Here is a 24,539-nt window from a genome sequence, read left to right as displayed (position 1 = left end):
GATGGGGATTCCCATGAATATCGTGATTGTCGGATGTGGATATGTCGGCCTCGTGAGCGGAGCATGCCTGGCGCAAATCGGCCATCACGTCTTGTGCGTTGATGTGGACCGAAAGCGCATCGAAACACTGCAAACCGGCGCCTGCCCCATCTACGAACCTGGTCTGGCGGAACTGATCGAGAGTGGCATGACCGGCGGGAGACTGGCCTTTGCCCACCAGTTGCCGGCTCTCACTTCCGCGATCGACCTCGTATTGATCGCCGTGGGCACGCCACCAGCGGCCAACGGGGAGGAGGCAGACCTTTCAGGTGTATTCGCCGTCGCGCAGGAAGTGGCGGAGAAAGCAAGGGGGCCGGTCGTCATTGTGACAAAGTCGACCGTTCCACCGGGAACCGGAGATGCGATTGAAGCCCTCATGAAGCGGCAACGGCCGGATCTGTCGTTCCATGTTGCTTCCAATCCCGAATTCCTGCGTGAAGGCAGTGCTATCCCTGATTTCCTGCAGCCGGATCGCATCGTCATCGGCACCGAATCCGCTCATGCCAAGGCCAAGCTTCACAAGCTATACAAGCCGCTGACCGATCAAGGCGCTCCTCTGGTTTCCACCTCTCGGATCGCTGCCGAGATCATAAAATATGCGGCGAACGCCTTCCTCGCCATCAAGATCACCTTCATCAACGAGATCGCCAATCTGTGCGAAGCGACGGGTGCGGATGTGCGCGAGGTTGCCCAGGGCATCGGCAAGGACAAGCGCATTGGTGGCGACTTCCTGCGCACCGGGCCCGGGTATGGCGGGTCCTGCTTTCCCAAGGACACCCGCGCATTGGCAGCGACCGCCCGGGCATATGGCGTCGACCTTTCGCTTGTCGAACAAACCATAGCCGGCAACGAGCGGCGAAAGAACCAGGTTGCCGCGAAGGTCGCGCATGTGTTGGGCGGAGATTTGCGGGGGCGCCGCATAGCCGTGCTTGGCCTCGCTTTCAAACCCGAGACAAGCGACACGCGCGATTCACCCGCCACAGCCCTCATCTCGGCACTGGTTGCACGCGGAGCATTCGTTACGGCTTGCGATCCGGAAGCAAAACTCGAGCCGGCCATGGCCAGCGCGATCACGCTCGAACCTGATCCCTATGACTGTGCGCAAGATGCGGATTGCGTCGTGTTGGCGACTGAGTGGAACTGCTTCCTCGATCTCGATTTTGCGCGTCTTGCCGGAAGGATGCGCAACGCGGTCATGGTCGATCTGCGCAATGCGCTGGATCACCCGAAACTCGCGCGCTGCGGCTTCACAACCCATGGGCTGGGTGTCCCGGCACATGCGCCGAAAAAGGTATACACCAGGCAGGCGCGCCGCCCCATCACACCCATTCCGCTGGTCTCGGTCAGCCTGTTGAACAACGGCAAGCGTCACCAACTTGCCCAGCTGCAATAGGTGATGCCATGCCCATGCTTGATTTTACCCTGCTCAGCATCTTCATTTTCGCCCAGACGGCCTATTTCGCGACCTTCCTCGTCGACGCCTATATCTTTTCCAGGCCCGTCAACTGGGTCGATACGAGCATTGACGCGAAAAACGCCCTAACGGAATTCCCCTATATCGTCCTGTTCTACCCGGTGCTGCGCGAGCCCGAAGAGACCATGCGGACCACATTCCACTCTTTGTCTCTTCTGGATTATCCGCGTGCCCGCTTCCGCATCGTTGCAATTCCCAATCGCGACGACGTGCCGACCATCGATGCATTACGCCGTCTCCAGCGCGAATATCCGTTTATACAGGTGATGACCGTGCCGCCCACCACGCACCCCAACTGGAACTGCGTGTGGAAAGCCTGGAACGAGAACCCCAAGGCCTATTGGTGGCACAAGGGGAAGCGGGCGGGAAACCGCGCCCTGCCGCCCAAGAAAACGCGCCAGCTCATCTACGCTTTCTACAATCTTGCGCAGGAGTTCGGGCAGGAGGAAGACTTCCTTGTCAATTACATCGACGCGGATAGCTGCCCGCCGCGAGACCATTTTCTTGCAGCCGCGATTGGCATCAAGGACTATGACGTCCTGCAGGCGCAGAATGTGGCGGGCAATCTGAACGAGAGCCTTTCAGCCAGCTGGCATGCCTTTGATCACATGGCATGGGACGGCCTGAAATATCCGCACCTGTCCGCTGACGGAAAGCAACCGTTCTGGGTGCTGGGAAAAGGGCTTTTCTTCCGTTCGTCGGATCTGCTGGCGCTCGGCGGATTTCACCCCTGGCTGACCATCGAGGATCCGGAAGTGGGCATGCGCTTCTGGGTGAACGGTCGCAGGCTGGGCATTATCAACGGCTCACTGATCGAAGAGGTGCCCAACACCTTCGGGCGTGGCATAACCCAGCGCAAACGCTGGGTGGCGGGCTTCTTTCAAAGTCTCACGACGCCCTTGCGCGAAATGGGCATGAAGCCGGCGGACCGCTTCAGGGCATGGCTGAACTTCTTCCCCTGTCTTTCACTGTGGCTGAATGCGATAGGACTTCCCATCGGTATTTGGGCGCTGTGGCGCTGGTGGGCCGGCAACCCGGTCGTTCCGGAATTCTTGCTGCCCTTGATCGCCGTCAATCTCTCCGCCTTCATAATCTCGCTGACAGTGCTTTATGTTCGCACATGGCAGCGCACCGGCCTTGTGCTGAACAAGACCGGACCTCGCGTCTACTACATGTTGCGCATCAATCCCGTTTTCGTTCTCGCCTGGTGGGTCTTTTGGCTGATCCCCCTCGCCATCGGCCTTCGGATGTATCTCCGCGACGAAGGTCTTGTATGGGAACGCACCGAGAAGACGGACTCCAATGGCCGCCTGGTTCGTACTGCCCGATACTGGGCCGGCGCCGGACGTACCACGAAGAACGTTCTTCCAGGCCATTCTCCTACCCCAACCTCCGCAGATGCTCTTCGAAGGAGTAGCCTCAATGTCTAAGGGCCATGTTCTGGTAACGGGAGGTGCCGGCTTCATCGGCTCTCATCTTGTTGATCGCCTGATCGATCGCGGATTTGAGGTGAGCGTTCTCGACTGCATGCTCCCTCAGGTACATGGCGATGCTGAAATGGATGAGGAGGGCTGGCCGGTCTATCTCAACCCAATAGCAAGGCGCATCAGAGGCAACATCCTGGAGGACGGCGTCTTCGAGGCGAGTTTGAGCGGCATCACGCACCTGGCGCATCTGGCTGCGTCGGTCGGTGTCGGCCAATCCATGACGAATATCGTGGACTACACACGCAACAACACGCTTGCCGCTGCCACCATTCTGGAAGTGTTGTCACGCAGTCGGCACAAGATCCGCCGCATTGCCGTCGCCTCTTCCATGTCGATCTATGGTGAAGGCGAATATCACGACGCGGAGGGTGAGCGAGTGATGGCGCTGCCGCGCTCGCGCGCGCAATTGGAAGCGCATGATTGGGAACTGTCGTCCGGTGGCAGGCATCTTGAACCCTTGCCCACTGCGGAAGACAAGCCGCTCGCGCCCGGATCGATCTACGCGATCAACAAGCGCGATCACGAGGAGATGTTTCTGGCGGTGGGTGGAGCACTCGGCATACCTGTCGTCGCGCTCAGGCTCTTCAACGCCTACGGCTCGCGACAGGCTCTTTCCAATCCCTATACCGGCGTTGCGGCCATTTTCATCTCGCGTCTGTTGAACGACCAGCCACCACTGGTTTTCGAAGACGGAGAACAAAGGCGCGATTTCGTTCACGTCCATGACGTGGCAGACGCTTTCGCAACGGTGCTGGACACGGAAGACCCGCGCTCCGGCGCCTATAATGTCGGGAGCGGCAAAGCCGTAACGGTAAACGAGATCGCCCGTCTGCTAGCACGGCTGCTGGGCAAGAACATCGCCCCCGAGATCCTTCAGCAATATCGGGTGGGCGATATCCGCCACTGCTTTGCAGACGTGGCCAGGATAGAGCGCGATTACGGCTTTGCACCCAAACGCGATTTCGAAACCGGAATGGGCGAGCTGATCGAATGGGTCGCGCAAGCTCGCAAACCAGTTGATCGGGCTGCCGAAAGTCTGGCCGAGCTGCGTAAGAGCCGGCTGGTGGTTTGAACCTAGCTGAGGCCGCCGCCAAGGCTGCGTTCAAGCGCCTTGTACATCAGCTTCGGTTTCATGCTGACATCATAGGGCAGGCCCCGATTGGGTGCGGGGTTGCCATAGCGGCGGCGATCGACGCGATCACCACGCTCGACTTTCAGCCATGAATGCTTGTCGGAGAGGCCCCAGGTGGTCACACCCTTCACCGCGCGCTGATCCAGCGCAATGTCGAGATATCGCGCCACCTCGTCGGCCACGCGCTGATCCCGAATTGCCGCTGTCGCGCGATAGTCACGCTCCTTCACATCAAGCTCGGTGATGTAGATCTCGAGCCCCATATCCGCGATGGCCTGCAGGAAGGGACCAATGATCTGATGGCGGAGCGGGCCCTTGCCCAAATCAAGATGCGCCTGGATACCCACGCCATCGAGTGGAACACCTTTGGCTTTAAGCCTCTCCAGAAGCTTCAGAAATGTCGCGCGTCGGTCTGCCTCGACATGGTTGTCGTATTCGAAGCTGTAGTCGTTGAGCATCAGCTTTGCATCGGGCGCGAAGTGACGCGCCGTATGCAGCGCCTGCTCGATATAGCCGGACCCGAAGACGCGCTGGAACGTGTTGCGTCGCAGCCCCTTCGAGCCGTTCTGTGTGTCGATGGGCTCGTTCACCACATCCCAAACGGGGATATCGGCATGATAGCGTTTGAGCAACCGCTCGAAGTGAGCGGCGACGAAATCCCAGTCCTTCTTGTGGTGAAGGTGATGCAGGGCCCAGTCTGGCGTACCCTGCTCCCAGATCAGCGTATGTCCATAGACCGTTTGCCCGTTCTGACGCGCGTGCTTCACCAGCGCATCAACCGGCTGATACCAGACCTGCCCTTTGCGATATTCGATGGAGTTCCACTTCAGATGGATCTCGGGCGTGAGCATTCCGCACTGACTGGCAACCGCATTCGCAAGTCCCGGCTCCGCCGACACCTGGTCCATACGAACCGACGCGCCAAAAATGCGGCCGCTGCGGCGGGCAACCTCATTCAGTCCGGAACCCGCATTGGCTGCGCGGGCATTTCCCGCTGAGAACGAAGCACCAAGGGCAGCCGTTGCCCCAGCCAGAAAATCCCGTCGTGACAGCATGGCCCGCCCCCAATGATGGTCAGGCAGGGATTCTCGGCTTCAAAGGTTAACGAGTGTTTACCATCCCGAGCGGCGCTCCGGCTGCGGCAAATCAATGCAAAGAATTTGGAGCCACATCACTTGCAAAAAATTGATATCATCAATATCTAACTAACAATGGAAACGAAAGGCTGACGAGAGCGATGAAACAGATAAGTGACCGCCTCTGGATTTCGCCCCAGATCGAGACAGGTGCCATTGCAGCCCTCAAGGACAAGGGCTTTGCCGGGATCGTCAACAACAGACCCGATGGCGAAGAGCCTCGCCAGCCTGCTGCTGCAACCAACCGGCTCGAAGCCGAGGCTCATGGTCTCAACTATACCCATATTCCGATTGTTCCCGGCCAGATCAGCGAGGATCAGGTTCGCGACTTCCAGAACGCCCTCAATGACAGCGATGGGCCGGTGATCGCCCACTGCAAGACCGGCACCCGTTCGGCCACGCTCTACGCCATTGGCGAGGTGATGGACGGAAGGATGTCGCATACCGAGGTTAAAGAGCTTGGCGAGCGGCTGGGTGTTGACCTGACCGGAGCAACCAAGTGGCTCCAAAGCCACGGCTATTCCTGAATTTTCTAAGCATTGGAGAAGTGAAATGAGTGCCAAGCCGATCGTCAAGGCGTTTTATGACGACCGTACCTCCTCGGTGCAGTATGTCGCTTCGGATCCGGAGACCAAGCGCTGCGCGATCATCGATCCGGTTCTCGACTTCGACGAGAAGTCCGGCGCAACGGCCACCCGTCACGCCGATGCCATTCTTGCCTATATCAAGGAAGAGGGGCTCGAAGTTGAGTGGGTTCTCGACACGCACCCCCATGCCGACCACTTTTCCTCCGCTCGATACCTGAAGGAAAAGACTGGCGCACCGACTGCCATCGGTGAGAAGGTCGTCGAGGTCCAGAAGCTCTGGAAAGGCATCTATAATTGGCCAGACTTCCCCGCCGATGGCTCCCAGTGGGACAAACTTTTCGCTGAAGGCGAGCAGTTCAAGGTCGGCAATATAGAGGCCAGGGTTCTCTTCTCACCCGGCCACACGCTTGCCTCGATCACCTATGTGATTGGCGATGCAGCCTTCGTGCATGACACGCTCTTCATGCCCGATTCCGGCACGGCCCGCGCCGATTTTCCCGGCGGCAGCGCCTCACGCCTTTGGGATTCGATCCAGGAGATCCTCTCCCTGCCCGACGAGACCCGCATCTTCACCGGCCACGACTACCAGCCGGGTGGTCGCGAACCGAAGTGGGAATCCACGGTGGTCGAGCAGAAGCGTGAGAACAAGCACATGGCCAAGTGCAAGACGCGCGAGGAGTTCATCAAGGTGCGTGAGGAGCGCGATCAGACGCTGCCCATGCCCAAACTGATCCTGCACGCGCTGCAGGTGAACATGAATGGTGGACGCCTGCCCGAGCCCGAGGCAAACGGCAAGCGGTATCTGAAATTCCCCCTCGACGCGCTCGAGGGTGCTGCGTGGGATTGAACTGAATGACGCAGGATTTTTCGCCGGAAGTGACTGACATGCTCAAAAATGCGGAAGCTGCAGCAGGCTTCCTCAAGAGCTTCACCCATCCGTCGCGCCTCATGATCCTGTGCGCGCTCGTGGAGGGCGAAAGGTCGGTGCGCGATCTGGAAGACGCGCTCGACCTCCGCCAGCCCGGGCTCTCGCAACAGATCGCCTCCCTGCGCGAGGCCGGTTTCATAGTTGGCCGCAAGGAATCAAAGCACGTCTACTACCGTCTTGCGGACGGACGCGTGGCCGAATTCATCACCCAACTCCACAAGATGTTCTGTGAAACGCCCAAAAAGGCAGAAAGAGCAGAAAATGACTGAGTTCACCCCCTTGGCCTCCACGATCGGCGGCATGATGATCGGCCTGTCGGCCGTTCTCCTGATGTTGTGGGAAGGCCGCATAGCGGGCATCTCCGGCATCGCCTCCAGAATTTTGCCTCCTTATCCAGACGGCATGCCGACTTCGCGGCTGGGCTTCGTGATCGGACTGATCGCAGCTCCGCTGGCCTATATCCTGTTCTCCGGCAACACTGTTGAACAGACGGTGTCGTCCAGCCTGCCCCTCATGGTGACTGCAGGTCTCCTGGTGGGCTTCGGCTCTGTCTGGGGCAATGGTTGTACATCCGGACATGGCGTTTGTGGCCTGTCGCGCCTGTCCAAGCGCTCCTTTGTGGCAACCGCCATTTTCATGGCCGCTGCCATCGTCACCGTCTTCATCACCCGTCACATCATCGGAGCGTGAGCGTCATGTCCTTTCTCGTCAATCTCGCGCTGGGACTGCTCTTCGGTGTTGGCCTCGTTATCTCCGGAATGTCTAATCCTGCGAAGGTTCTGAACTTCCTCGACCTGTTCGGCACCTGGGATCCTTCCCTGGCATTCGTCATGGGCGGCGCGGTTCTCGTGGCTTTCATAGGCTTCAAAGTGGTCCTCAAGAGGCCCGCGCCTATCGCGGCTGATCTCTTCCAGCTTCCGACCCGCAACGATATCGACAGCCCGCTTGTCATTGGACCTGCCATTTTCGGCATTGGCTGGGGTCTGGGCGGCTTCTGCCCCGGGCCCGCGCTGACGGCCCTGCCTCTCGCGGCCACAGGCACGCTGGCATTTGTACCTGCGATGCTCTTGGGCATGTGGGGCGCCCGGATGATCGGTCAATCTCGCGCCGCGCGCACCAGCACGTGAAAAACTTGAGGTCCAGGATATGCAGCGCCTTGGACAATATCTGCCGATCCTTGACTGGGCGCAGAGCTATGGTCGCGCCACGCTGACCAATGACATGGTCGCGGCAGTTATCGTTACAATCATGCTCATTCCGCAATCTCTTGCCTATGCAATGATTGCGGGCCTGCCCCCCGAGGTTGGCCTCTACGCCTCAATCCTGCCGCTGGTTGCCTATGCGATCTTCGGCACCAGCCGCACGCTGGCGGTCGGCCCGGTTGCTGTCGTATCGTTGATGACGGCAACCGCTGTCGGCAATATCGCAGCAGAAGGCAGTGCGGACTATCTGGCGGCGGCCATGCTGCTTGCCTTTCTTTCGGGCGCGATGCTTCTGGCCATGGGCTTCATGCGCCTCGGCTTCATCGCAAATTTCCTGAGCCATCCCGTGATCTCTGGCTTCATCACGGCGTCTGGCCTGCTGATTGCAGCCAGCCAGTTGAAGCATGTTCTTGGCGTGGATGCGGACGGACACACCCTGCCCGAGATCCTGTCGGACATTGCAGAGAATATTGGCCAGACAAACATGCCGACACTCATCATCGGCGTGGCTGTTGTCGCGTTCCTGTATTTCACGCGCCTGCGCCTGAAGTCTCTGCTCCTCGGACTCGGATTGTCGAGCCGCCCCGCAGACATCATCACCAAAGCGGGTCCCGTTCTTGCGATTGCTGCCACCATCCTTGCCACCGAAATTTTCAAACTGGGAGAGGCTGGGGTGAAGCTGGTGGGCGACATCCCGGCAGGTCTTCCCGTGCCCGCCCTGCCAAGCTTCGACATCGAACTCGTGATGCAGCTTGCCGGACCGGCCTTCCTCATCTCGATCATCGGCTTCGTCGAGTCGGTTTCCGTGGCGCAAACACTCGCATCCCGCAGGCGCCAGCGCATTGACCCGGATCAGGAACTGATCGGCCTTGGCGCGTCCAACATCGCATCATCGCTCTCGTCGGGCTATCCGGTGACCGGAGGCTTCGCACGTTCCGTCGTCAATTTCGACGCTGGTGCTGAAACGCCGGCAGCAGGTGCCTATACGGCAATCGGCATAGCCCTGGCGACCATGTTTCTCACGCCACTGCTCGCCGCTCTCCCGCGCGCCACGCTGGCGGCAACCATCATCGTTGCGGTGTTGTCACTGGTGGATCTTGGAGCGGTAATGCGTGTCTGGCGCTACTCCAAGGCGGATTTCATCGCCATGGCCGCGACCATTCTCGGAACGCTCTTCCTTGGCGTTGAAATCGGCATCATGCTAGGCGTGGGCCTGTCGATCCTGTTGCATCTCTACCGCACCTCGAAGCCGCATATGGCCGTGGTCGGTCAGGTGCCGGGCACCGAGCATTTCCGCAATGTGGAGCGTCATGACGTGCGCATCTTCCCGCACATCCTGTCACTGCGGGTAGATGAAAGCCTCTACTTCGCCAACAGCCGCTATCTCGAAGATCGCGTCGCAGCGCTCGTCGCCGAAAAGCCGGCGCTGAAGCATGTGATCCTTCAGTGCTCGGCGGTGAACGAGATCGATGCCTCGGCACTTGAAAGCCTTGAGGAGATCAATCACAGGCTTTCGGATGCAGGCATCTGCCTGCATCTTTCGGAGGTGAAGGGTCCGGTGATGGACCGGCTGAAGCGGTCCAGCCTGCTCGAAGACCTGACCGGCGAAGTCTTCCTCAGCCAGCACGAGGCCGAGCAGAACATCGCAGACCGTCTGGCTCTCAAAGAGACATTCACGGCTGCGAAGTGATGAGCGCGGGGTTCAACTCCCGCGGCTCAAACCGAACGCCGGATGCTCCAAGGCGGTGATAATGCCGCGCAGCTCCGCGAGCCCCTTGAGCCGGCCAATCGCAGGATAACCCGGCTGCGCTCGGCGTTTCAGGTCGTCGAGAATATCCTGGCCATGATCGGGCCGGAACGGGATGGAGGCATCCTTGCGCCCTGCCTTGCGACGGCGGGCTTCCTCTTCCAGAACGGCAGCGATCAGGTCTACCATATCGGTGCCGCCGCCAAGATGCTCGGCCTCGTGGAAGGAGCCGACGACCTGGTCGCTTTCCCGTTGCACGTTGCGCAGATGCAGGAAGTGTACCCGATCACCCAGACGGCGCATCATGCCCGGCAAGTCGTTGTCGGGACGCGCGCCAAGAGAGCCGGAACACAGCGTGATGCCATTGGCCGGCACGTCCACGGCATCCATGATCGCCTTGTAGTCGGCCTCGGTCGACATGATGCGCGGCAGTCCCAGAAGCGAAAACGGCGGATCATCGGGATGGCAGCAAAGCCGCAGGCCCAGTTCCTCTGCAAGAGGCGCGACCTCTTCAAGAAAGGCGATGAAGTTCGCACGCAGCTGCTCCGGCGGAATGCGGCCATATTCGGCCAGATGCGCCCTGAGATCATCAAGCGTCAGGCTCTCGGTCGAACCCGGCAGCCCGAAGGCGACATTGCGCGTCAGCTCCTGCTTGCGCGCGTCAGTCATCTCCGCGAAACGCCTGTCCGCTTCTGCGCAGATCGTGTCCAAGAAATCGTCAGACGCGCCGTCGCGCTGCAAAATGTGAATGTCGAAAGCGGCAAAATCCACCGCATCGAAACGCATGCAGGTGCCGCCATGCGCCACGCGATAGGCAAGGTCGGTGCGCGTCCAGTCGAGGATCGGCATGAAATTGTAGCAGATGATCTCGATACCGGCATCGGCAAGGTGGCGCATGCTCACCTTGTAGTTCTCGATATGCTGGCGCCACTCGCCCTTCTGCTTCTTGATCGCTTCGGAAACGGGCAGGCTTTCCACCACGTCCCAGGCCAGGCCGGAGGGTGAGCCGTCGCCGCGTGTGGCGATCTCCTGCTGGCGCCTGGCAATCTCTTCCGGCGTCCAGACATCTCCCGTCGGCACGTGATGCAGCGCAGACACAACGCCCTGCACACCGGCCTGCAGCATGTCGTCAATCGAAACCTGGTCCGTTGGCCCGAACCACCGCCATGTCTGTCGCATTATTTCCTCGTACCCCTCGGCGCCGTTTGTTCGCGCGTTACCATATTTCTAGAGAAACCACCGCTTTGCATTGCGGTAGCAGATGTCCTCGATCAGGCCGCCAGCGAGATCGTAGTCAGGTGGCATCGCACCCTCTTCCATCCAGCCGCCCACCATGCGGCAGACGAGGCGCCGGTAGTATTCGTGGCGCGGGAAGGAGAGGAAGGAGCGGCTGTCGGTGAGCATGCCGACGAAACGCGACAACAGACCCATCTGCGCAAGCTGGGTCAGCTGATGTTCCATGCCGTCAAGCTGATCGTTGAACCACCATGCAGCACCCGCCTGCACCTTGCCGGGCACAGATCCGTCCTGGAAATTGCCGGCAGTTGCGGCAAGCATCGCGTTCTTGGTCGGGTCGAGGCAGTAGAGAATGGTGCGCGGCAGCTCGTCGGTGCGATCCAGCCGGTCGAGCAGCGCATTGAGTGCTCCGGCAATGGCCAGATCATTCATGCTGTCGCCGCCGGTATCCGGCCCAAGCGCATCGAAGAGACGCGTGCGCGTATTGCGCAACGGGCCGATGTGAAGCTGCATGACAAGATCACGCGAGGCATAGGCGCGTCCAAGCTCCACAAGCATCGCGTTCTGGAAATCCGCAATCTCGTCTTCCTCAAGCGCACTGCCGCCAAGACGCTTCTTGAGGATCGCATCGAGGCGCGATGCGGTTGTTTCCTTGCCTGCGCGCAGGATGTCCAACCCGTGGTCGCTTGCCCGGCAGCCAAGCTCGACAAAGCGGTCGAGACGCTTCACCAGCGCGTCCACCAGGTCCTCGAAACCGTTGATGCTCACACCACTGACCGCTGAGAGGTTCTCAAGATAGGCAGTGAAACCATCGGCCTCGATCTTGATGGCCTTGTCGGGCCGAAAGCTGGGCACGACCTTGAAAGACAGATCCGCATCAAGCATCGCCGCATGATGTTCGAGCGTGTCTGTCGGGTCGTCCGTGGTCCCGACCAGTTCGACATTCATCCGCTCAAGCAGACCGCGCGCGGAAAATTCTGGACGGCCAAGCTGTGCGTTGGCAGCATCCCAGCATTTATCTGCCGTTTCGGGCGAGAAGACCGTGCCCTCCAGGCCGAAATAGCGCCACAGCTCCAGATGCGACCAGTGAAACATCGGGTTGCCAACACATTGCGGCATGGTCTGCGCGAAGGCATCGAATTTCTGACGCCAGCTTGCCTCACCGGTGATCCGGTCCTCGCTGAAGCCCGCCCAGCGCATCAGCCGCCACTTGTAGTGGTCATGTCCAAGCCAGAGTTCGCCGATATTGTCCCATTTACGGTCTTCGGCAATCTCCTGCGGTGGCAGATGGTTGTGATAATCCACGATTGGCAGATCAGCCGCATGCTCGTGATAGAGCTTATGGGCTGCATCGCTGTTCAGAAGAAAATCCGGTCCGAGAAACGGCTGCATCAGCGCTTACCCCTCTTCCGTATCGTATTTTGCGCAAGCCTGAGCAATCGCTTCTCGAACGCCCTGCTCGGTGATGGCGCGATAGCTCTCATTGATACCGGCGACGAACGCCTCGTTGCCGACAAGCGCCGGCGGGAAGATCGCGTCCAGTTTCAGGAGCGCTTCGACAAGATCGTCGCCTTCATTGCATGAGGCGATTTCCGCCAGGCGCTCGGCCAACGGGTCCGAAAGCTTCAGCGCTTCACCCTTCTCGCTCTTGCCCCCGAGATAGGCCATCCATCCGGCGACACCCAGTGCCGAGAGAGCCCATGGCTCTCCTCGTTCCAGATGGTTCGCAATCGGCGCAAGCAGGCGCTGCGGCAGTTTTTGGCTGCCATCTGTCGCGATCTGTTGCGTGCGGTGTCCAAGACGCGAATTGGAGAAACGCGCAATCAGCGCATCCGCATAGGCGTCGAGATCGACATCACCCGGCACCGAAAGCGTCGGCGCTTGTTCCTGCATCATCAGGGTACGGGCAGCCTTGCGGAACACCGCGTCACCCATGCAGTCCGAGATCGTCTCGTGACCGGCGAGCGCCCCCAGATATGCCAGGAAGGAATGGCTGCCATTGAGCATGCGCAGCTTCATTTCCTCGTAAGGGCGCACATCGTCGACAAGCATGGCACCGGCGGCAGCAAAGTCCGGTCGCTCGCCAGCGAAATTGTCCTCGATCACCCATTGGAGGAACGGTTCGCAGACAATGCCGATCGTGGCACTGCTGCCGGAAGCCTCGGCGATCAGTGCCTTGCCCGCTTCATCGAGGGCTGGAACGATGCGGTCCACCATGGTCGAGGGGAAGGCGACATTCTCACCGATCCAGTCGGCCAAGGCACTGTCCAGTAGCCTGGCATAATCCACCACGGCTTCGCGCAGTGCCGTTCCATTCTCCGGCAGATTATCACAAGCCATGAGCGTGATACCGCCCGCACCCGCCTCGCGGCGGCGGCGCAGGCCTTCGACAAGCACGCCAATGGCCGAACGCGGCGTCTGAGCATTTTTCAGATCGGCGCTGATTGCAGGAGCCTCTGCATCCAGCTTTCCATTACGCAGGCAATAGCCCTTTTCCGTGATGGTCAGCGTGACGAGACAAAGATCCTTCGCAGCGATCAGATCCGGCAGCGCGTCCACACCGTCACGGCCGGGATTGATGGTGCCAACCACACAACCGATGCGGCGGGCGCGAATTTCGTCGTCATCGGCCTCAACCACGAGATATTCGTGGTCTTGCGCATCAAGAGCCGACAATTCGTCAGCGCCCGAATTCAACCGCGCAACCACAGCACCGAAGTCACCGCCGCTCTTGTCCAGCGCATCATCCAGATAGCGCAGCGTATGCGCGCGCGAGAAGGCACCGAAGCCGATATGCAGAACGCGCGGTTTCAGGTGTGAGCGATCGTGGGACCAGCTTTCCTGGATGATGTTGCTCATCAGATTCTCCCCAGTGTCTCGCCAGAGCGCAAGCTCTGGCCATTGACCTTCAGCGCACGCTTTTCGCCTTCCGGAAGTACAAAGGTTACCGCGGCGTAGTGCGGTGTGAAGCTGCCCTTCGCCGACCAGTCGAGGCTTACTTCATCGGCACGGGATGCAAGGCGATAGATGCTCAGGCGGAAATCGTTCTTCGGGGCATCCACGCTGATACCGTCATCCTCATATTCCACGCTGGTCGCCTCGCCTTCCCCCTTGTGCGGGAAGACGGCAAGCGTGCGCGCGGTGTCATGAGCGACATCGGCACGGTCGACGGGAACACCAAGCGGAATGACGCTGCCGGCGCGCACGAAAAGCGGCATGGTTTCAAGCGTCACTGGCACGGTGATTTCCTGCCCACCATCGTGATACTCGCCGGACCAGAAGTTCCACCAGCCACTGCCATTGTCCGGCAACCAGACCCGGCGTTCCTTTGCGCCCGGCTCCACCACGCTTGCGACCAGAAGATCGCGGCCCAGCATGAAATCGGCCGTCTCTTCGAAGCAGCGTGCATCATGCTCGTGGTCGAGGAATGTCGGGCGAATGATCGGCTCGCGCTCCGAAACGGCCTGATGCAGCAGCGTGTAGAGATAGGGCAGCAGCCGGTAGCGGAAGCGGATCGCATCGCGGATGAGCGGCGTGACTTCCGGGAACATCCATGGCTCGTTGACCGTGCGGTCGTCGTTCCAGGAGTGGATCGTGAAGCGGGGATGGAAGATGCCGTTCTGCACCCAGCGCACGAACAATTCCGGATCGGGCCGCGGACCAGCAAAGCCGCCCACATCGTGGCCGACATTGTAATAGCCGACAAGGCTCATGGAGAGCCCCATCGGGATATTGTAGCGCAGCGCCTTCCATGACGTGTAGTTGTCACCCGACCAGGTCTGCGCATAGCGCTGCAGCCCCGGCGCGCCGGCACGACAGATCAGATAAGGCCTCTCGGTCGGCTTGTGCTCGATCTGCGCCTCGTAGGAAGCCCGCGTCATGAGAACCGAGAAGAGCGGACGGATCAGGCCAATCTCGATCGGCTCACCGAAACCGTGGCACAGAGCGCCATCGTCCCAGACTTCATATTCGTTGTTGTCGTTCCAGGTGCATTCGGTGCCAAGATCGAGCAGCTTCGAAGTGACATTCTCCTTCCACCAGTCGACAGTGGCAGGATTGGTGAAGTCGAGATGCGAGCCTTCGTCATCCCAGAAGATGGAACGTTCCGGCGCCTCCTTCTCGCTGTCCTTGATGAACAGACCCTTTTCCGCCACCTCGTCATAGAGCGGGTGATCCTGCAGCAGGCAAGGCTTGATGTTTGCAGCCAGATGCATCGTTGCGTCACGGAAATGCTTCGACAGCCCCTTGGGGTCGGGAACGCGATCCGTGTTCCAGTTGAAAACATAGCGCTTGTCGCCAATGGCCGTGTAGCCGGATGACATCTGGAAGCTGTCGCAAGGGATCTGGTGCTCCGCACACAGATCGACAAAGCTTTCCAGCTGCTCCTGCGCGTTTTCCGCATCGGTGTAGAGCATGGTGGAGCCGGAATAGCCCAGCGTCCAGCGCGGCGGGAAGATCGTGCCGCCGGTCAACCAGTTCTGCAGCTTGACCAGCTCCAGAACGGTCGGTGCCCAGCTGAAATAGAAATCGAGGTCGCCGTCGCTTGCGCGATAGGAGCGGAAACGGCCGTGATAATTGTCATACTCGTTGCCGATATCGAACCAGCTTCCCGCCAGATTGTCATAGAACAACCCATAGGAGCCGGCATCCGGCGTGCGCGTGATGGTGAATGGCAGAACCTTGTAGAGCGGATCGGTGCCGGACGCGTCATAGCCCATCGCGTCAAGATTGCGCATCTCGAAGCGGCGCTCGTTGCGCTTCAGATCACCCGCCTTCTCTCCCAGTCCATAGACAAGATCGTCAGGGCGATAATCAAGGAAATGCGCATTCCTGTTGTCACGGACGCCGGCCATATAGGCGCTGGTTTTGCGGTCGGTCGCAATTGCCTTCCAGCCGCCATTGCCGTCGCTCGCCTCCCATTCGAGGGCCAGCGGACTGCGGATGGTCAAGCGCAGGCTTTGGGTCGAGAGGACTAGCTGCCCCTCGCCTTCCTCCAGCGTGAAGTCCGGGCAGGAGAAGCCCGAAAGATCATCGCGCTTGCGCCCTTCCCACGGCACATCACCATCCGGTGCGATGCTCCAGGTGCGGTCGAGCCGCCATGCACCATTGCGCTTGAGCGAGACCTTGAACAGCGCTTCTTCCAGCACATTGACCACGAAATGATGCCGCTCGTCGACCAGCAGCGTCAGGCCGGTTTTGCTCCGCTCGAAGAGCGACCAGTTCTTCAGTGTTTTCATGTCATGCGGCTCAGTAGTTCAGGAGCAGACCCGGCAGCCACAGGCTGAGGGCGGGGATATATGTGACGGCCAGAAGCAGCGCGAAAAGCACGGCATAGAACGGCAGCAGCGGCTTCAGGACGGAGGCGATGGACGTCTTGCCAACCGAGCAGCCGACAAAGAGCGCCGAGCCGACCGGCGGGGTACAGATGCCGATGCACAGATTGAGGGTCATCATCACGCCGAAATGCACCGGATCCATGCCCAGATCCTTCACCACCGGCAGGAAGATCGGCGTGAAGATCAGGAGCGCGGGCGTCATGTCCATGAAGGTGCCGATGACCAGCAGCGCCAGATTTATGATGAGCAGGATGACGATCGGGTTCTCAGACAACGCCAGCAGCGCATCAGAGATCATGTAGGGAATGTCGGCAAAGGCCATGGCCTTGGACATCGCGATGGATGCGCCAATCATCAGAAGCACGATGGAGGTGGTGATCGCGGCTTCAAGAAGCACCGACGGCAGGTCGCGGATCGAGATTTCGCGATACCAGACCAGCGCCAGGAAAAGCGTGTAGACCACGGCAATCGCCGAAGCTTCCGTAGCGGTGAATATGCCCGCGATGATGCCGCCCATCACGATCACGATGAGCCCCAGCGGCGGCAGTGCCTGCAAGCCGGTATCGATGATCTCGCGCCAGCTTGACCGTTCGGCCACGGGATAGCCGCGACGCTTGGCGATGATTCCGGCAACCAGCATGAGCGACAGGCCCATGAGAATGCCCGGCACATAGCCGGCAACGAAAAGAGCTGCAATCGAGGTGCCGCCGGTAATCAGCGAGTAGACAATGAATGTTGCGCTCGGCGGGATCAGCAATCCGGTCGGGCAAGAGGCGATATTCACGGCAGCGGAGAAGGAACGGTCATAGCCCTCCTTTTCCTGTAGCGGCGCCATCACACCGCCAACGGCTGCCGCCGAGGCGACGGCGGAGCCGGAGATCGAGCCGAACATCATGTTTGCAAGCACGTTGCAATGCGCCAGCGCGCCTGGCAGTCGCCCGCCCAGCACCTTCGCGAAATTGATGAGCCGCATGGCGATGCCGCCGCGGTTCATGATGTGGCCGGCCAGGATGAAGAAGGGAATGGCCAGAAGCGTGAAGCTGTCGAGACCCGACGCGATCTGCTGCGCGACGATGAAGACGGACTGGTCGAACGTCATGAAGGTCATGAAGGTGACGACCGAGGCCAGACCGATCGAGAACGCGATCGGCACGCCCAGAACCATGAAGAATGCGAAGGAGCCGAACAGAATCAGCGCGTTGATATAGTCTTCCATCAGACCCTCCTAGTCGCCCATTGCGGGCGCCACGTCGCGGCCCGAAAGAATGTCGCGCACCGAAAGCGCGCAGTAGAACAGCATCACGAGCCCGGCGAAGGGGATGGCGCCGTAGACATAGCCCATCTGGATGCGCAGGACCGGCGAGAGCTGACCGGTCTGCAGAACACCGATAAGAAGCTTGCCGCCGCCATAGACCATCACCAGCCCTGCGAAGGCGGCCACCATGCCCACGATCACCATGCGGAGATTGCGCTCGGCTTTTCCTTCAAGGCTGAGCGGCAGCAGATCGATGGCCAGATGGCGCTTCAGGCCCAAGGTGTAGGCGGCACCGATCAGCGCCAACCACATGAAGAGGAAGCGCGCCAGTTCGTCGGTCACGGTGCTCGGCGTGCCGAAAACGTAGCGGCTGACCACCTGCCAGACCACGCAGACGACGAGAATGGCGAAGATGATACTGATGATGACACGCAGAACCGCGTCAACGGCGCGCTGAACTGGCCCCGGCCCGGACGCAATGTCCGGCCTTGCAGCGATTTCCGGCATGGAAGTCCTCCCCAACACCTTTTGCGCCCAGAACGGCGCGATCTGCACCAAGGAATCCACGTTTGAGTAAATAGGTCAACCAATTTTCGATTCACCATTGACTTTTGGTCGCCCAATTTGGAAAGTTCTCGACCAAGGGAGGAATATTGGCAGGCCACACGCCCGCCATCCGCCTCCCTTTAGGTATTTACGTTCAACCGGGAGGTAGCCCTCATGAAGAAGATGACCGCGATCGGCGCCCTTGCAGGTGCAGTAGCCATGCTGATGGCCGGCACGGCCTATGCGAAGACACTGAAGCTCAACCACAACAACCCAGAAGATCATCCTGTCCACAAGAGCATGGAGTTTATGGGTGAGCGCGTTGAAGAGCTGACCAATGGCGAGATCAAGATCCGTGTCTACGCAAATGCGCAGCTGGGCACCCAGCGCGAGTCGATGGAGCTCGTGCAGAACGGCCAGCTCGACATGGCCCGCTCCAATGCCAGCGAGCTCGAAGCATTCGAGGAATCATACAGCGCGCTGAACCTGCCTTACATCTTCAAGGGCGAAGAGCATCTCTTCGACGTTCTGCTCGGCGAGATCGGCGATGAGATCCTCATGGCCTCCAAGGACAAGGGCTTCATCGGCCTCACCTACTACACCGAAGGCGCTCGCTCCTTCTACGCCAACAAGCCGATCAAGACGCCGGCCGATCTCAACGGCATGAAGATCCGCGTCCAGCCGAGCCCGTCCGCCATCCGCATGGTTGAACTTCTGGGCGGCAACCCGACCCCGATCAGCTGGGGCGAGCTCTACTCCGCTCTGCAGCAGGGTGTCGTTGATGGTGCCGAGAACAACCCGACGGCTCTGACCACCGCACGTCACGGCGAAGTCGCAAAGCATTTCTCGGTCGACGAACACACCATGATCCCGTCCGTGGTTGTCATCTCCACCAAGGTCTGGGACGAGCTGACGGAAGAGCAGCAGAAGGCTCTGAAGCAGGCTGCAACCGAGTCCGCGGAACGTCATCGCGTCGAGTGGAACAAGGCCAGCGACGCAGCCATCGAACAGGCCAAGAGCGAGCTGAACGTGGAAATCCACGAGGTCGACAAGGCCGCATTCGCCGAAGCCGTCGCTCCGATGCATGAAGAGACCGCTGCAAAGTCTGAAAAGATCGCCGACCTGATCAAGCGCATCAAGGCTGCAGGCGAATAAGCCTCTACTGAATAGACGACGGAGAAACCGAAGTGCTCGAGCGTTCGCACCTTGCCGAAAATGCACTGACTGCACTGCATGACGAGGACTATGACGTCCCCTTCAACACGCAGTCCCTGAACCACACCACCATGATCTTCACCGGTGGCAGGCAGGCGCGCTCGCTCAACGGGCAGTACAATTTCTGCGTCGATCTCCTCGACACGGGCCTGCGGCAGAAATGGTTCTCCATGCTGCCGCAGCCCCAGGAGGAAAAGACCGAACCGTGGGACTACGACCCCTATGAGGGCGAGACGGTTCCCGTTCCCTCGAACTGGGCAATGCTGAAGGAGAAATGGTATTTCTTCGAAGGTTCTGCCTGGTACACCCGCCCCCTCGACATGGAAAAGCTGGACGCCGAGCGCCGCTACTTCCTGCGCATGGGCGCGGCACAATATGATTGCAAGATATTCCTGAACGGCGAATTCCTGGGCAACCACTATGGCTGCTCCACGCCCTTCTTCCTCGAACTCACCGAACATCTGAAGGCGGGGCGCAACTGGCTGATGTTCTGCGTGAACAACACCCGCACGCTCGACCGCGTGCCCATGCGCAACACCGACTGGTTCAACTATGGCGGCATCTATCGCGAGGTTGAGCTTTACGAGACGCCAAAGACCGTCATCCGCGATCTTTTCATCCGCCTTTCCGGTGACGAAGGCTATGACCGCATCGCGGTGTCAGGCGAGGTTGATGGCGCTGCAGACAATGCGCGCCTGACCATCCCCGATCTTGGCATCGACCAGGAAATTCCTGTCGAAAACGGCACATTCAGCGCACAGATCGAGGCGAGCCCGGACCTCTGGTCCCCCGCCTCTCCACGCCTCTACGATGTGAAGCTTGAAGCAGGCGGCGACACCGTGACCGACCGCGTAGGCTTCCGCCGCATCGAGCGCCGCGGCACCGAGATCCTCCTCAATGGCAAGCCGACCTTCCTGCGCGGCATTTCCGTCCACGAGGACGATCTTGAAAACGGCAAGGTCACCAGCGAGGAAGACCTGCGCCGCCGCTTCGAACATGCGCGCGAACTTGGCTGCAACTATCTGCGCCTTGCCCACTACCCCCACCACGAACGCGCAGCACAGCTTGCCGATGAGCTTGGCTTCATGCTGTGGGAGGAAATTCCGGTCTATTGGGCTATCGACTTCGAGAACGAAGCGACCTTCCGCGACGCGCAGAACCAGTTGCTCGAACTCATCAAGCGTGACCGCAATCGCGCCAGCGTCATCATATGGTCTGTCGGTAACGAGAACCCGGACACCGATGCGCGGCTTTCCTTCATGCGCCGCCTTGCGGAGACCGCCAAGGAAGCCGATCCGACCCGCCTGACCTCGGCTGCCTGCCTCATCAACCACGCCAAGCGCAAGATCGAGGACCGGCTTGCCGACCATATCGATGTGATCGGCATCAACGAATATTATGGCTGGTATGACGAGAACATCGAGGACCTTGAAGTCATCGGCCGCAACTCCGCGCCCGACCGTCCGGTGGTGATTTCCGAAACCGGTGCGGACGGCGCCATCGGGGATGGCGCGCCGGAGAAAGGCTTCTTCAGCGAAAGCTACATGGCCGATGTCTATCGCGAGCAGATCGCGATGCTGCGCCGCCTTGCCTATGTGAAAGGAATATCACCGTGGATATTGTACGACTTCCGCATTGAACGCCGGCAAAACATCTATCAGGCTGGTTTCAACCGGAAAGGCCTGATCCATGCCGACAAGAAGACGCGCAAGGAGGCCTTTTCCATTCTGGCGTCCTGGTATCACGAACTGGCTGCCGGGGAACGCGAGGGGGACTGACACATGGCTGGGACGGCCAAGCGACGCTATCAGGATGTGGCCGAGGCGCTGAAGCAGGATATCGCTGCGCGCGGCTGCAAGGTCGGCGAACGCCTGCGCACCGAGCGCCAGATTTCGGAAGACATGGGCGTCAGCCGCTCCATTGTTCGCGAAGCCGTCATCATGCTGGAGATCGAGGGGCTGGTGGAGGTCCGCAAGGGCTCCGGCATCTATCTTGCGCGACTGCCAAACACCCGCCCCGGCGAAACCACCGTTGATTTCGGCCCCTTCGAGCTCCTCCAGGCGCGCCAGCTTCTGGAAAGCAATATCGCGGCACTTGCGGCGGTCACCGTCACCAAGTCCGACATCATGCAGATGCGCGAAGCGCTCGCCATGGAAAAGGCTGCGATCGAAGCCGGCAATGACGACTACTCCGGCGACGAATTGTTCCACCGGCTCATTGCCGAGGCCACACAGAATGCGGTGCTCGTGGATATGGTCGAGGAGCTTTGGCACAAGCGCGCGCAAAGCCGCATGTGGGCGAGCCTGCACAACCGCATCTTCGACAGGACCTATCGGTCGAACTGGCTGTCAGACCATCAGGCCATTCTCAACGCCTTGCAGATGAAGGACGCCCCGGCCGCACGCCAGGCCATGTGGCAACATCTGGAAAATGTGCGCCTGACACTGATGACACTATCGGATGTTGATGACCCGGACTTCGACGGCTATCTCTTCTCGTCCGAAGCCATCGCGCCAGCCTGATTGCAGCGCGAGCTCAGCCCGCCGCTGCAAGCACCTTTTCCTGCGTCGGCATAGCCGTCTGCGCACCGTAACCCTCACAAGCCAGGGAGGCTGCAGTCACGGCAAGGCGAAGCGCCTCTTCCGGTGATTTACCCATGGTGAGAAAGGCCGCGAAGGCACCTACGAGCGTGTCGCCGGCACCGGTCGTATCGACGACATTGGTTTTCGGTGCTCCAACGCTGTGGGATGCCCCCTCCCCGGCTCGCAGCAGCATGGCGCCCTTGCCACCGAGTGTTGCGATCACATCAACGCCTGCAGCCGCGGCAATGGCCTCGGCCAGCCCCTCGACCGGCGCGCCTGCCTTGCCACAGCCAAGCAGTCCCGCCACCGTTTCGGCCTCAAGCTCATTGACCACCAGATAGCGCGTGCCATCGAGGAGCCCGCGCATCTCCTCTGCCGATACGGCAACGGTCGCAGGTGCGAAGTTCAGTATCACCGGTACATTGGCAGCCTTGGCGGCCGCAACGCATTCCAGATTGCGCTTTACCGGCACTTCCATCTGCATGACAACCAGGCTGGCGTCACCGATACTGGCACTCTCAAGAGCCGCATTCGCACCGCTTGCTACGGTGATGGCGTTCTCGCCGGCTTCATCCACATTGATGAAGGCGCAGCCGGTGGGCTCGCTGGACGTCACGACAGAGGTGACATCTATGCCTTCATTGGCCAGATTGTCCCGCACAGCCCCGCCCAGCGCATCATCGCCAACAGCCCCCGACATGCGAACGCGACCGCTTTGTCCAAGCGCACGCGCTGCGGCAACGGCCTGGTTCGCACCCTTGCCGCCAAAGCTCTGCTCATAACGCGGAGATAGCACCGTCTCCCCCGGCTTCGGAATGCTGCCGACCCGACAGACCAGATCCACATTGATCGAACCGAAGACGAGGATTTCGGGCTGGCTCATGGCTATTGGCGTTCCCTGTCCATCTCATGAAGCTTCTCCACGCGGCGGCGAAACTCTTCGCTCGTGGAGAACTCTGCTTCGAGGTACGCCTTGATGAGATCGCTGGCAAGCCAGGGCCCCACGATCTGGGCGCCGATGCACATGATGTTCACGTCGTCATGCTCCACCGACTGGTGGGCAGAATGCACATCATGGCATACCGCCGCGCGGATGCCCTTCACCTTGTTGGCCGCGATGGATGCACCGACACCGGTGCCACATACCATCACGCCGCGCTCCGCCTCGCCGCTCTGGATCGCACCGGTAACAAGCTTTGCGATGTCGGGGAAATCGACAGGCTCGGCGTCGTGGGAACCCACATCAAGCACTTCGTGGCCAAGCGCCTTGATGGTTTCGATGACATGCGCCTTCAGCGGAAAGCCAGCGTGGTCGGAGCCGATAACTATTTTCATGGGATTATCCTTCGATGAATGACTAGCGCAGGAAACCGGGCAGCCAGAGAACAAGATCAGGAGCGAAAGTGATGATGCCGAGCGTGATGATGAGCGGCACATAGAAAGGCGCGAGCGCTTTCAGGAGCTGGCGCAGCGATATCTGTGCGATCTCCGATACCAGGAAGAGCGAAAGGCCCATCGGCGGTGTCAGAAGACCCACCATCAGATTGAAGATGGCGACAATGCCCAGATGCACGGGATCAACGCCGGCCAGAACCATTGGCGGTGCGATAACCGGCACCACAAGCAAGGTGGCGGTCGTCGAATCCAGGAACATGCCGGCGATGAAGAAGATCAGATTGGCGATCAGAAGCAGCACGATCGGGTTCGTGGATAGTGTCAGGATCATCTTCGCGAAATCCTGAGGAACCTGCTCCACGGCCAAAATCCAACCGAACAATGCGGCCGCCGCAACGATGATCAGGATCGCGCTGGTGCTCTTCAGCGTCGCCAGCATCGAATCCCGCAAATGCGCCCATGTGAGCTCCCTGTAGACGAGCGAGCTGATCAGGATGACGTAGAACGCCGTAACCGCGGCAGCTTCTGTTGGCGTGAACAGGCCCAGCATCATGCCCGAGATCATCAGAACCGGCGCAAGAAGTGCAGGCAGTGCTGGAACAAGTGCACTTCCGACCTCCCTGAGCGTCGGCCAGCGTGAGGCGCGCGGCATCTTGTGACGCAGCGACAGCACCGCTGCGGTGACCATGAGCAGCGCGACACAGATCAGTGCCGGTACAATGCCTGCAACAAGCAGCTGCACTATCGAAACGCTGGTCACCGACCCGTACACGATAAGCGGAATGCTCGGCGGGAAAATTGGCCCGACAACGGCTGAGGCAGCCGTCACAGCAGCGGAGAACGGCGCTTCGAACCCACGCTTGCGCATGGCCTCGATCTCGATCTTCCCAAGACCGCCCACATCGGCAAGTGCTGCACCCGACATGCCCGAAAAGATGAGCGAGGAGAAGATGTTCACCTGCGCCAACCCGCCGGGGGCACGCCCGACCAATGTATCGGCAAACCGAAAAATGCGGTCCGTTACTCCGGCCAGATTCATGAGATTGCCGACAAATATGAAGATCGGCACCGCCACCAGCGGGAAACTGTCAAGCGCATAGGTTACGCGCTGGGCCAGCAGACCGATGGGAAAGCCCTCGATCAGGACGTAGCCTATCGCAGGCAACAGGATGGCGTAGACCACCGGCACCCCTGCAATGAACAGGAGCAGAAACGTGATGATGAGTAATATGCCCATTGGGA

Annotated in this window: 22 protein-coding genes; 12 read left to right on the top strand and 10 right to left on the bottom strand. The window is 60.0% G+C overall.

What is annotated here, in order from left to right; translation table 11 throughout:
* Positions 1-13 precede the first annotated feature (13 nt).
* The 3 genes from EL18_RS01335 to EL18_RS01325 are packed head-to-tail and all read left to right on the top strand — an operon-like array spanning position 14 to position 4,072.
* Positions 14-1,432, top strand: a complete 1,419-nt coding sequence (locus tag EL18_RS01335) for a UDP-glucose dehydrogenase family protein (protein WP_051913635.1) — start codon at positions 14-16, stop codon at positions 1,430-1,432.
* A gap of 8 nt (positions 1,433-1,440) precedes the next feature.
* Complete coding sequence (locus EL18_RS01330) at positions 1,441-2,943, top strand: glycosyltransferase family 2 protein (RefSeq protein ID WP_081871050.1); 1,503 nt, start codon at positions 1,441-1,443, stop codon at positions 2,941-2,943.
* A complete protein-coding gene (locus EL18_RS01325) occupies positions 2,936-4,072 on the top strand; it encodes an NAD-dependent epimerase/dehydratase family protein (protein ID WP_036478992.1) in 1,137 nt (378 codons plus the stop codon). Before EL18_RS01330 ends, EL18_RS01325 begins: the two co-directional genes overlap by 8 nt.
* Before the next feature lie 2 nt (positions 4,073-4,074).
* Here the strand turns inward: EL18_RS01325 and EL18_RS01320 are convergent, their stop codons facing one another.
* A complete protein-coding gene (locus EL18_RS01320) occupies positions 4,075-5,187 on the bottom strand; it encodes an endo-1,4-beta-xylanase (RefSeq protein WP_036478990.1) in 1,113 nt (370 codons plus the stop codon).
* A gap of 182 nt (positions 5,188-5,369) precedes the next feature.
* Between EL18_RS01320 and EL18_RS01315 the strand changes: the two genes are divergently transcribed.
* From EL18_RS01315 to EL18_RS01290, 6 genes are read left to right on the top strand one after another with little or no spacing between them, the layout of a single operon-like run.
* Entirely contained in the window at positions 5,370-5,795 is a 426-nt protein-coding gene (locus EL18_RS01315; RefSeq protein WP_036478988.1) for a protein tyrosine phosphatase family protein, read from the top strand.
* Between the two features lie 25 nt (positions 5,796-5,820).
* The gene (locus EL18_RS01310; protein WP_036478986.1) at positions 5,821-6,702 is read left to right on the top strand and encodes an MBL fold metallo-hydrolase; all 882 of its coding nucleotides are present in this window, start codon (positions 5,821-5,823) and stop codon (positions 6,700-6,702) included.
* 5 nt (positions 6,703-6,707) lie between these two features.
* Positions 6,708-7,052 (top strand): ArsR/SmtB family transcription factor, encoded by a 345-nt coding sequence (locus EL18_RS01305; protein WP_036478985.1) that lies wholly within the window; start codon positions 6,708-6,710, stop codon positions 7,050-7,052.
* Positions 7,045-7,473 (top strand): YeeE/YedE family protein, encoded by a 429-nt coding sequence (locus tag EL18_RS01300; protein ID WP_036478983.1) that lies wholly within the window; start codon positions 7,045-7,047, stop codon positions 7,471-7,473. Before EL18_RS01305 ends, EL18_RS01300 begins: the two co-directional genes overlap by 8 nt.
* 5 nt (positions 7,474-7,478) lie before the next feature.
* Entirely contained in the window at positions 7,479-7,910 is a 432-nt protein-coding gene (locus EL18_RS01295) for a DUF6691 family protein (RefSeq protein WP_036478981.1), read from the top strand.
* Between the two features lie 19 nt (positions 7,911-7,929).
* Positions 7,930-9,675, top strand: coding sequence for a SulP family inorganic anion transporter (locus EL18_RS01290; protein ID WP_036478979.1), 1,746 nt, complete (start codon positions 7,930-7,932; stop codon positions 9,673-9,675).
* A gap of 12 nt (positions 9,676-9,687) precedes the next feature.
* Here EL18_RS01290 and uxuA read toward each other — a convergent pair whose 3' ends face one another.
* Genes uxuA through EL18_RS01260 form a run of 6 tightly spaced genes read right to left on the bottom strand, consistent with a single transcriptional unit; the run spans position 9,688 to position 18,066 of the window.
* Positions 9,688-10,911: a mannonate dehydratase gene (gene uxuA / locus EL18_RS01285; RefSeq protein ID WP_036478977.1), complete on the bottom strand. Its 1,224-nt coding sequence runs from the start codon at positions 10,909-10,911 to the stop codon at positions 9,688-9,690.
* A gap of 48 nt (positions 10,912-10,959) precedes the next feature.
* Entirely contained in the window at positions 10,960-12,360 is a 1,401-nt protein-coding gene (uxaC, locus tag EL18_RS01280) for a glucuronate isomerase (RefSeq protein ID WP_036478975.1), read from the bottom strand.
* Positions 12,361-12,366: 6 nt separating this feature from the next.
* On the bottom strand, positions 12,367-13,827 hold the full coding sequence (locus EL18_RS01275; RefSeq protein ID WP_036478972.1) for a mannitol dehydrogenase family protein: 1,461 nt from the start codon (positions 13,825-13,827) through the stop codon (positions 12,367-12,369).
* On the bottom strand, positions 13,827-16,205 hold the full coding sequence (locus EL18_RS01270) for a glycoside hydrolase family 31 protein (RefSeq protein ID WP_036478969.1): 2,379 nt from the start codon (positions 16,203-16,205) through the stop codon (positions 13,827-13,829). The genes EL18_RS01275 and EL18_RS01270 overlap by 1 nt, the downstream gene beginning before the upstream one ends.
* 10 nt (positions 16,206-16,215) lie before the next feature.
* Entirely contained in the window at positions 16,216-17,520 is a 1,305-nt protein-coding gene (locus EL18_RS01265; protein ID WP_036478968.1) for a TRAP transporter large permease, read from the bottom strand.
* Between the two features lie 9 nt (positions 17,521-17,529).
* On the bottom strand, positions 17,530-18,066 hold the full coding sequence (locus EL18_RS01260) for a TRAP transporter small permease (protein WP_051913633.1): 537 nt from the start codon (positions 18,064-18,066) through the stop codon (positions 17,530-17,532).
* A gap of 213 nt (positions 18,067-18,279) precedes the next feature.
* Between EL18_RS01260 and EL18_RS01255 the strand changes: the two genes are divergently transcribed.
* From EL18_RS01255 to EL18_RS01245, 3 genes are read left to right on the top strand one after another with little or no spacing between them, the layout of a single operon-like run.
* The gene (locus EL18_RS01255) at positions 18,280-19,260 is read left to right on the top strand and encodes a TRAP transporter substrate-binding protein (RefSeq protein WP_051913632.1); all 981 of its coding nucleotides are present in this window, start codon (positions 18,280-18,282) and stop codon (positions 19,258-19,260) included.
* Positions 19,261-19,292: 32 nt separating this feature from the next.
* Positions 19,293-21,098, top strand: coding sequence for a glycoside hydrolase family 2 protein (locus EL18_RS01250; RefSeq protein WP_036478966.1), 1,806 nt, complete (start codon positions 19,293-19,295; stop codon positions 21,096-21,098).
* Positions 21,099-21,101: 3 nt separating this feature from the next.
* A complete protein-coding gene (locus EL18_RS01245) occupies positions 21,102-21,842 on the top strand; it encodes an FCD domain-containing protein (RefSeq protein WP_036478964.1) in 741 nt (246 codons plus the stop codon).
* Positions 21,843-21,855: 13 nt separating this feature from the next.
* On the opposite strand, the gene EL18_RS01240 is transcribed toward EL18_RS01245, so the two are convergent.
* The 3 genes from EL18_RS01240 to EL18_RS01230 are packed head-to-tail and all read right to left on the bottom strand — an operon-like array spanning position 21,856 to position 24,534.
* A complete protein-coding gene (locus tag EL18_RS01240) occupies positions 21,856-22,785 on the bottom strand; it encodes a ribokinase (RefSeq protein ID WP_036478962.1) in 930 nt (309 codons plus the stop codon).
* Between the two features lie 2 nt (positions 22,786-22,787).
* Positions 22,788-23,237 carry a ribose 5-phosphate isomerase B gene (gene rpiB / locus EL18_RS01235; protein WP_036478960.1) on the bottom strand — a complete coding sequence of 150 codons (450 nt, stop codon included), beginning with the start codon at positions 23,235-23,237 and terminating at the stop codon, positions 22,788-22,790.
* A 22-nt stretch (positions 23,238-23,259) separates the two neighbouring features.
* Positions 23,260-24,534 (bottom strand): TRAP transporter large permease, encoded by a 1,275-nt coding sequence (locus EL18_RS01230; RefSeq protein WP_036478958.1) that lies wholly within the window; start codon positions 24,532-24,534, stop codon positions 23,260-23,262.
* Positions 24,535-24,539: the final 5 nt, after the last annotated feature.

Source organism: Nitratireductor basaltis (assembly GCF_000733725.1).
In the GTDB taxonomy this organism is placed as follows: Bacteria; Pseudomonadota; Alphaproteobacteria; order Rhizobiales; family Rhizobiaceae; genus Chelativorans; species Chelativorans basaltis.
This window is presented reverse-complemented; position numbering and strand designations above follow the sequence as displayed.

What these genes read in the sequence shown, in the direction of transcription:
- EL18_RS01335 (WP_051913635.1), top strand. Translation starts at nt 14, where the DNA reads ATGAATATCGTGATTGTCGGATGTGGATATGTCGGCCTCGTGAGCGGA.
- EL18_RS01325 (WP_036478992.1), top strand. Translation starts at nt 2,936, where the DNA reads ATGTCTAAGGGCCATGTTCTGGTAACGGGAGGTGCCGGCTTCATCGGC.
- EL18_RS01330 (WP_081871050.1), top strand. Translation starts at nt 1,441, where the DNA reads ATGCCCATGCTTGATTTTACCCTGCTCAGCATCTTCATTTTCGCCCAG.
- EL18_RS01265 (WP_036478968.1), bottom strand. Translation starts at nt 17,520, where the DNA reads ATGGAAGACTATATCAACGCGCTGATTCTGTTCGGCTCCTTCGCATTC.
- rpiB (WP_036478960.1), bottom strand. Translation starts at nt 23,237, where the DNA reads ATGAAAATAGTTATCGGCTCCGACCACGCTGGCTTTCCGCTGAAGGCG.
- EL18_RS01295 (WP_036478981.1), top strand. Translation starts at nt 7,479, where the DNA reads ATGTCCTTTCTCGTCAATCTCGCGCTGGGACTGCTCTTCGGTGTTGGC.
- uxaC (WP_036478975.1), bottom strand. Translation starts at nt 12,360, where the DNA reads ATGCAGCCGTTTCTCGGACCGGATTTTCTTCTGAACAGCGATGCAGCC.
- EL18_RS01320 (WP_036478990.1), bottom strand. Translation starts at nt 5,187, where the DNA reads ATGCTGTCACGACGGGATTTTCTGGCTGGGGCAACGGCTGCCCTTGGT.
- EL18_RS01260 (WP_051913633.1), bottom strand. Translation starts at nt 18,066, where the DNA reads ATGCCGGAAATCGCTGCAAGGCCGGACATTGCGTCCGGGCCGGGGCCA.
- EL18_RS01240 (WP_036478962.1), bottom strand. Translation starts at nt 22,785, where the DNA reads ATGAGCCAGCCCGAAATCCTCGTCTTCGGTTCGATCAATGTGGATCTG.
- EL18_RS01290 (WP_036478979.1), top strand. Translation starts at nt 7,930, where the DNA reads ATGCAGCGCCTTGGACAATATCTGCCGATCCTTGACTGGGCGCAGAGC.
- EL18_RS01255 (WP_051913632.1), top strand. Translation starts at nt 18,280, where the DNA reads ATGAAGAAGATGACCGCGATCGGCGCCCTTGCAGGTGCAGTAGCCATG.
- EL18_RS01275 (WP_036478972.1), bottom strand. Translation starts at nt 13,827, where the DNA reads ATGAGCAACATCATCCAGGAAAGCTGGTCCCACGATCGCTCACACCTG.
- EL18_RS01270 (WP_036478969.1), bottom strand. Translation starts at nt 16,205, where the DNA reads ATGAAAACACTGAAGAACTGGTCGCTCTTCGAGCGGAGCAAAACCGGC.
- EL18_RS01315 (WP_036478988.1), top strand. Translation starts at nt 5,370, where the DNA reads ATGAAACAGATAAGTGACCGCCTCTGGATTTCGCCCCAGATCGAGACA.
- EL18_RS01305 (WP_036478985.1), top strand. Translation starts at nt 6,708, where the DNA reads ATGACGCAGGATTTTTCGCCGGAAGTGACTGACATGCTCAAAAATGCG.
- EL18_RS01300 (WP_036478983.1), top strand. Translation starts at nt 7,045, where the DNA reads ATGACTGAGTTCACCCCCTTGGCCTCCACGATCGGCGGCATGATGATC.
- uxuA (WP_036478977.1), bottom strand. Translation starts at nt 10,911, where the DNA reads ATGCGACAGACATGGCGGTGGTTCGGGCCAACGGACCAGGTTTCGATT.
- EL18_RS01245 (WP_036478964.1), top strand. Translation starts at nt 21,102, where the DNA reads ATGGCTGGGACGGCCAAGCGACGCTATCAGGATGTGGCCGAGGCGCTG.
- EL18_RS01230 (WP_036478958.1), bottom strand. Translation starts at nt 24,534, where the DNA reads ATGGGCATATTACTCATCATCACGTTTCTGCTCCTGTTCATTGCAGGG.
- EL18_RS01310 (WP_036478986.1), top strand. Translation starts at nt 5,821, where the DNA reads ATGAGTGCCAAGCCGATCGTCAAGGCGTTTTATGACGACCGTACCTCC.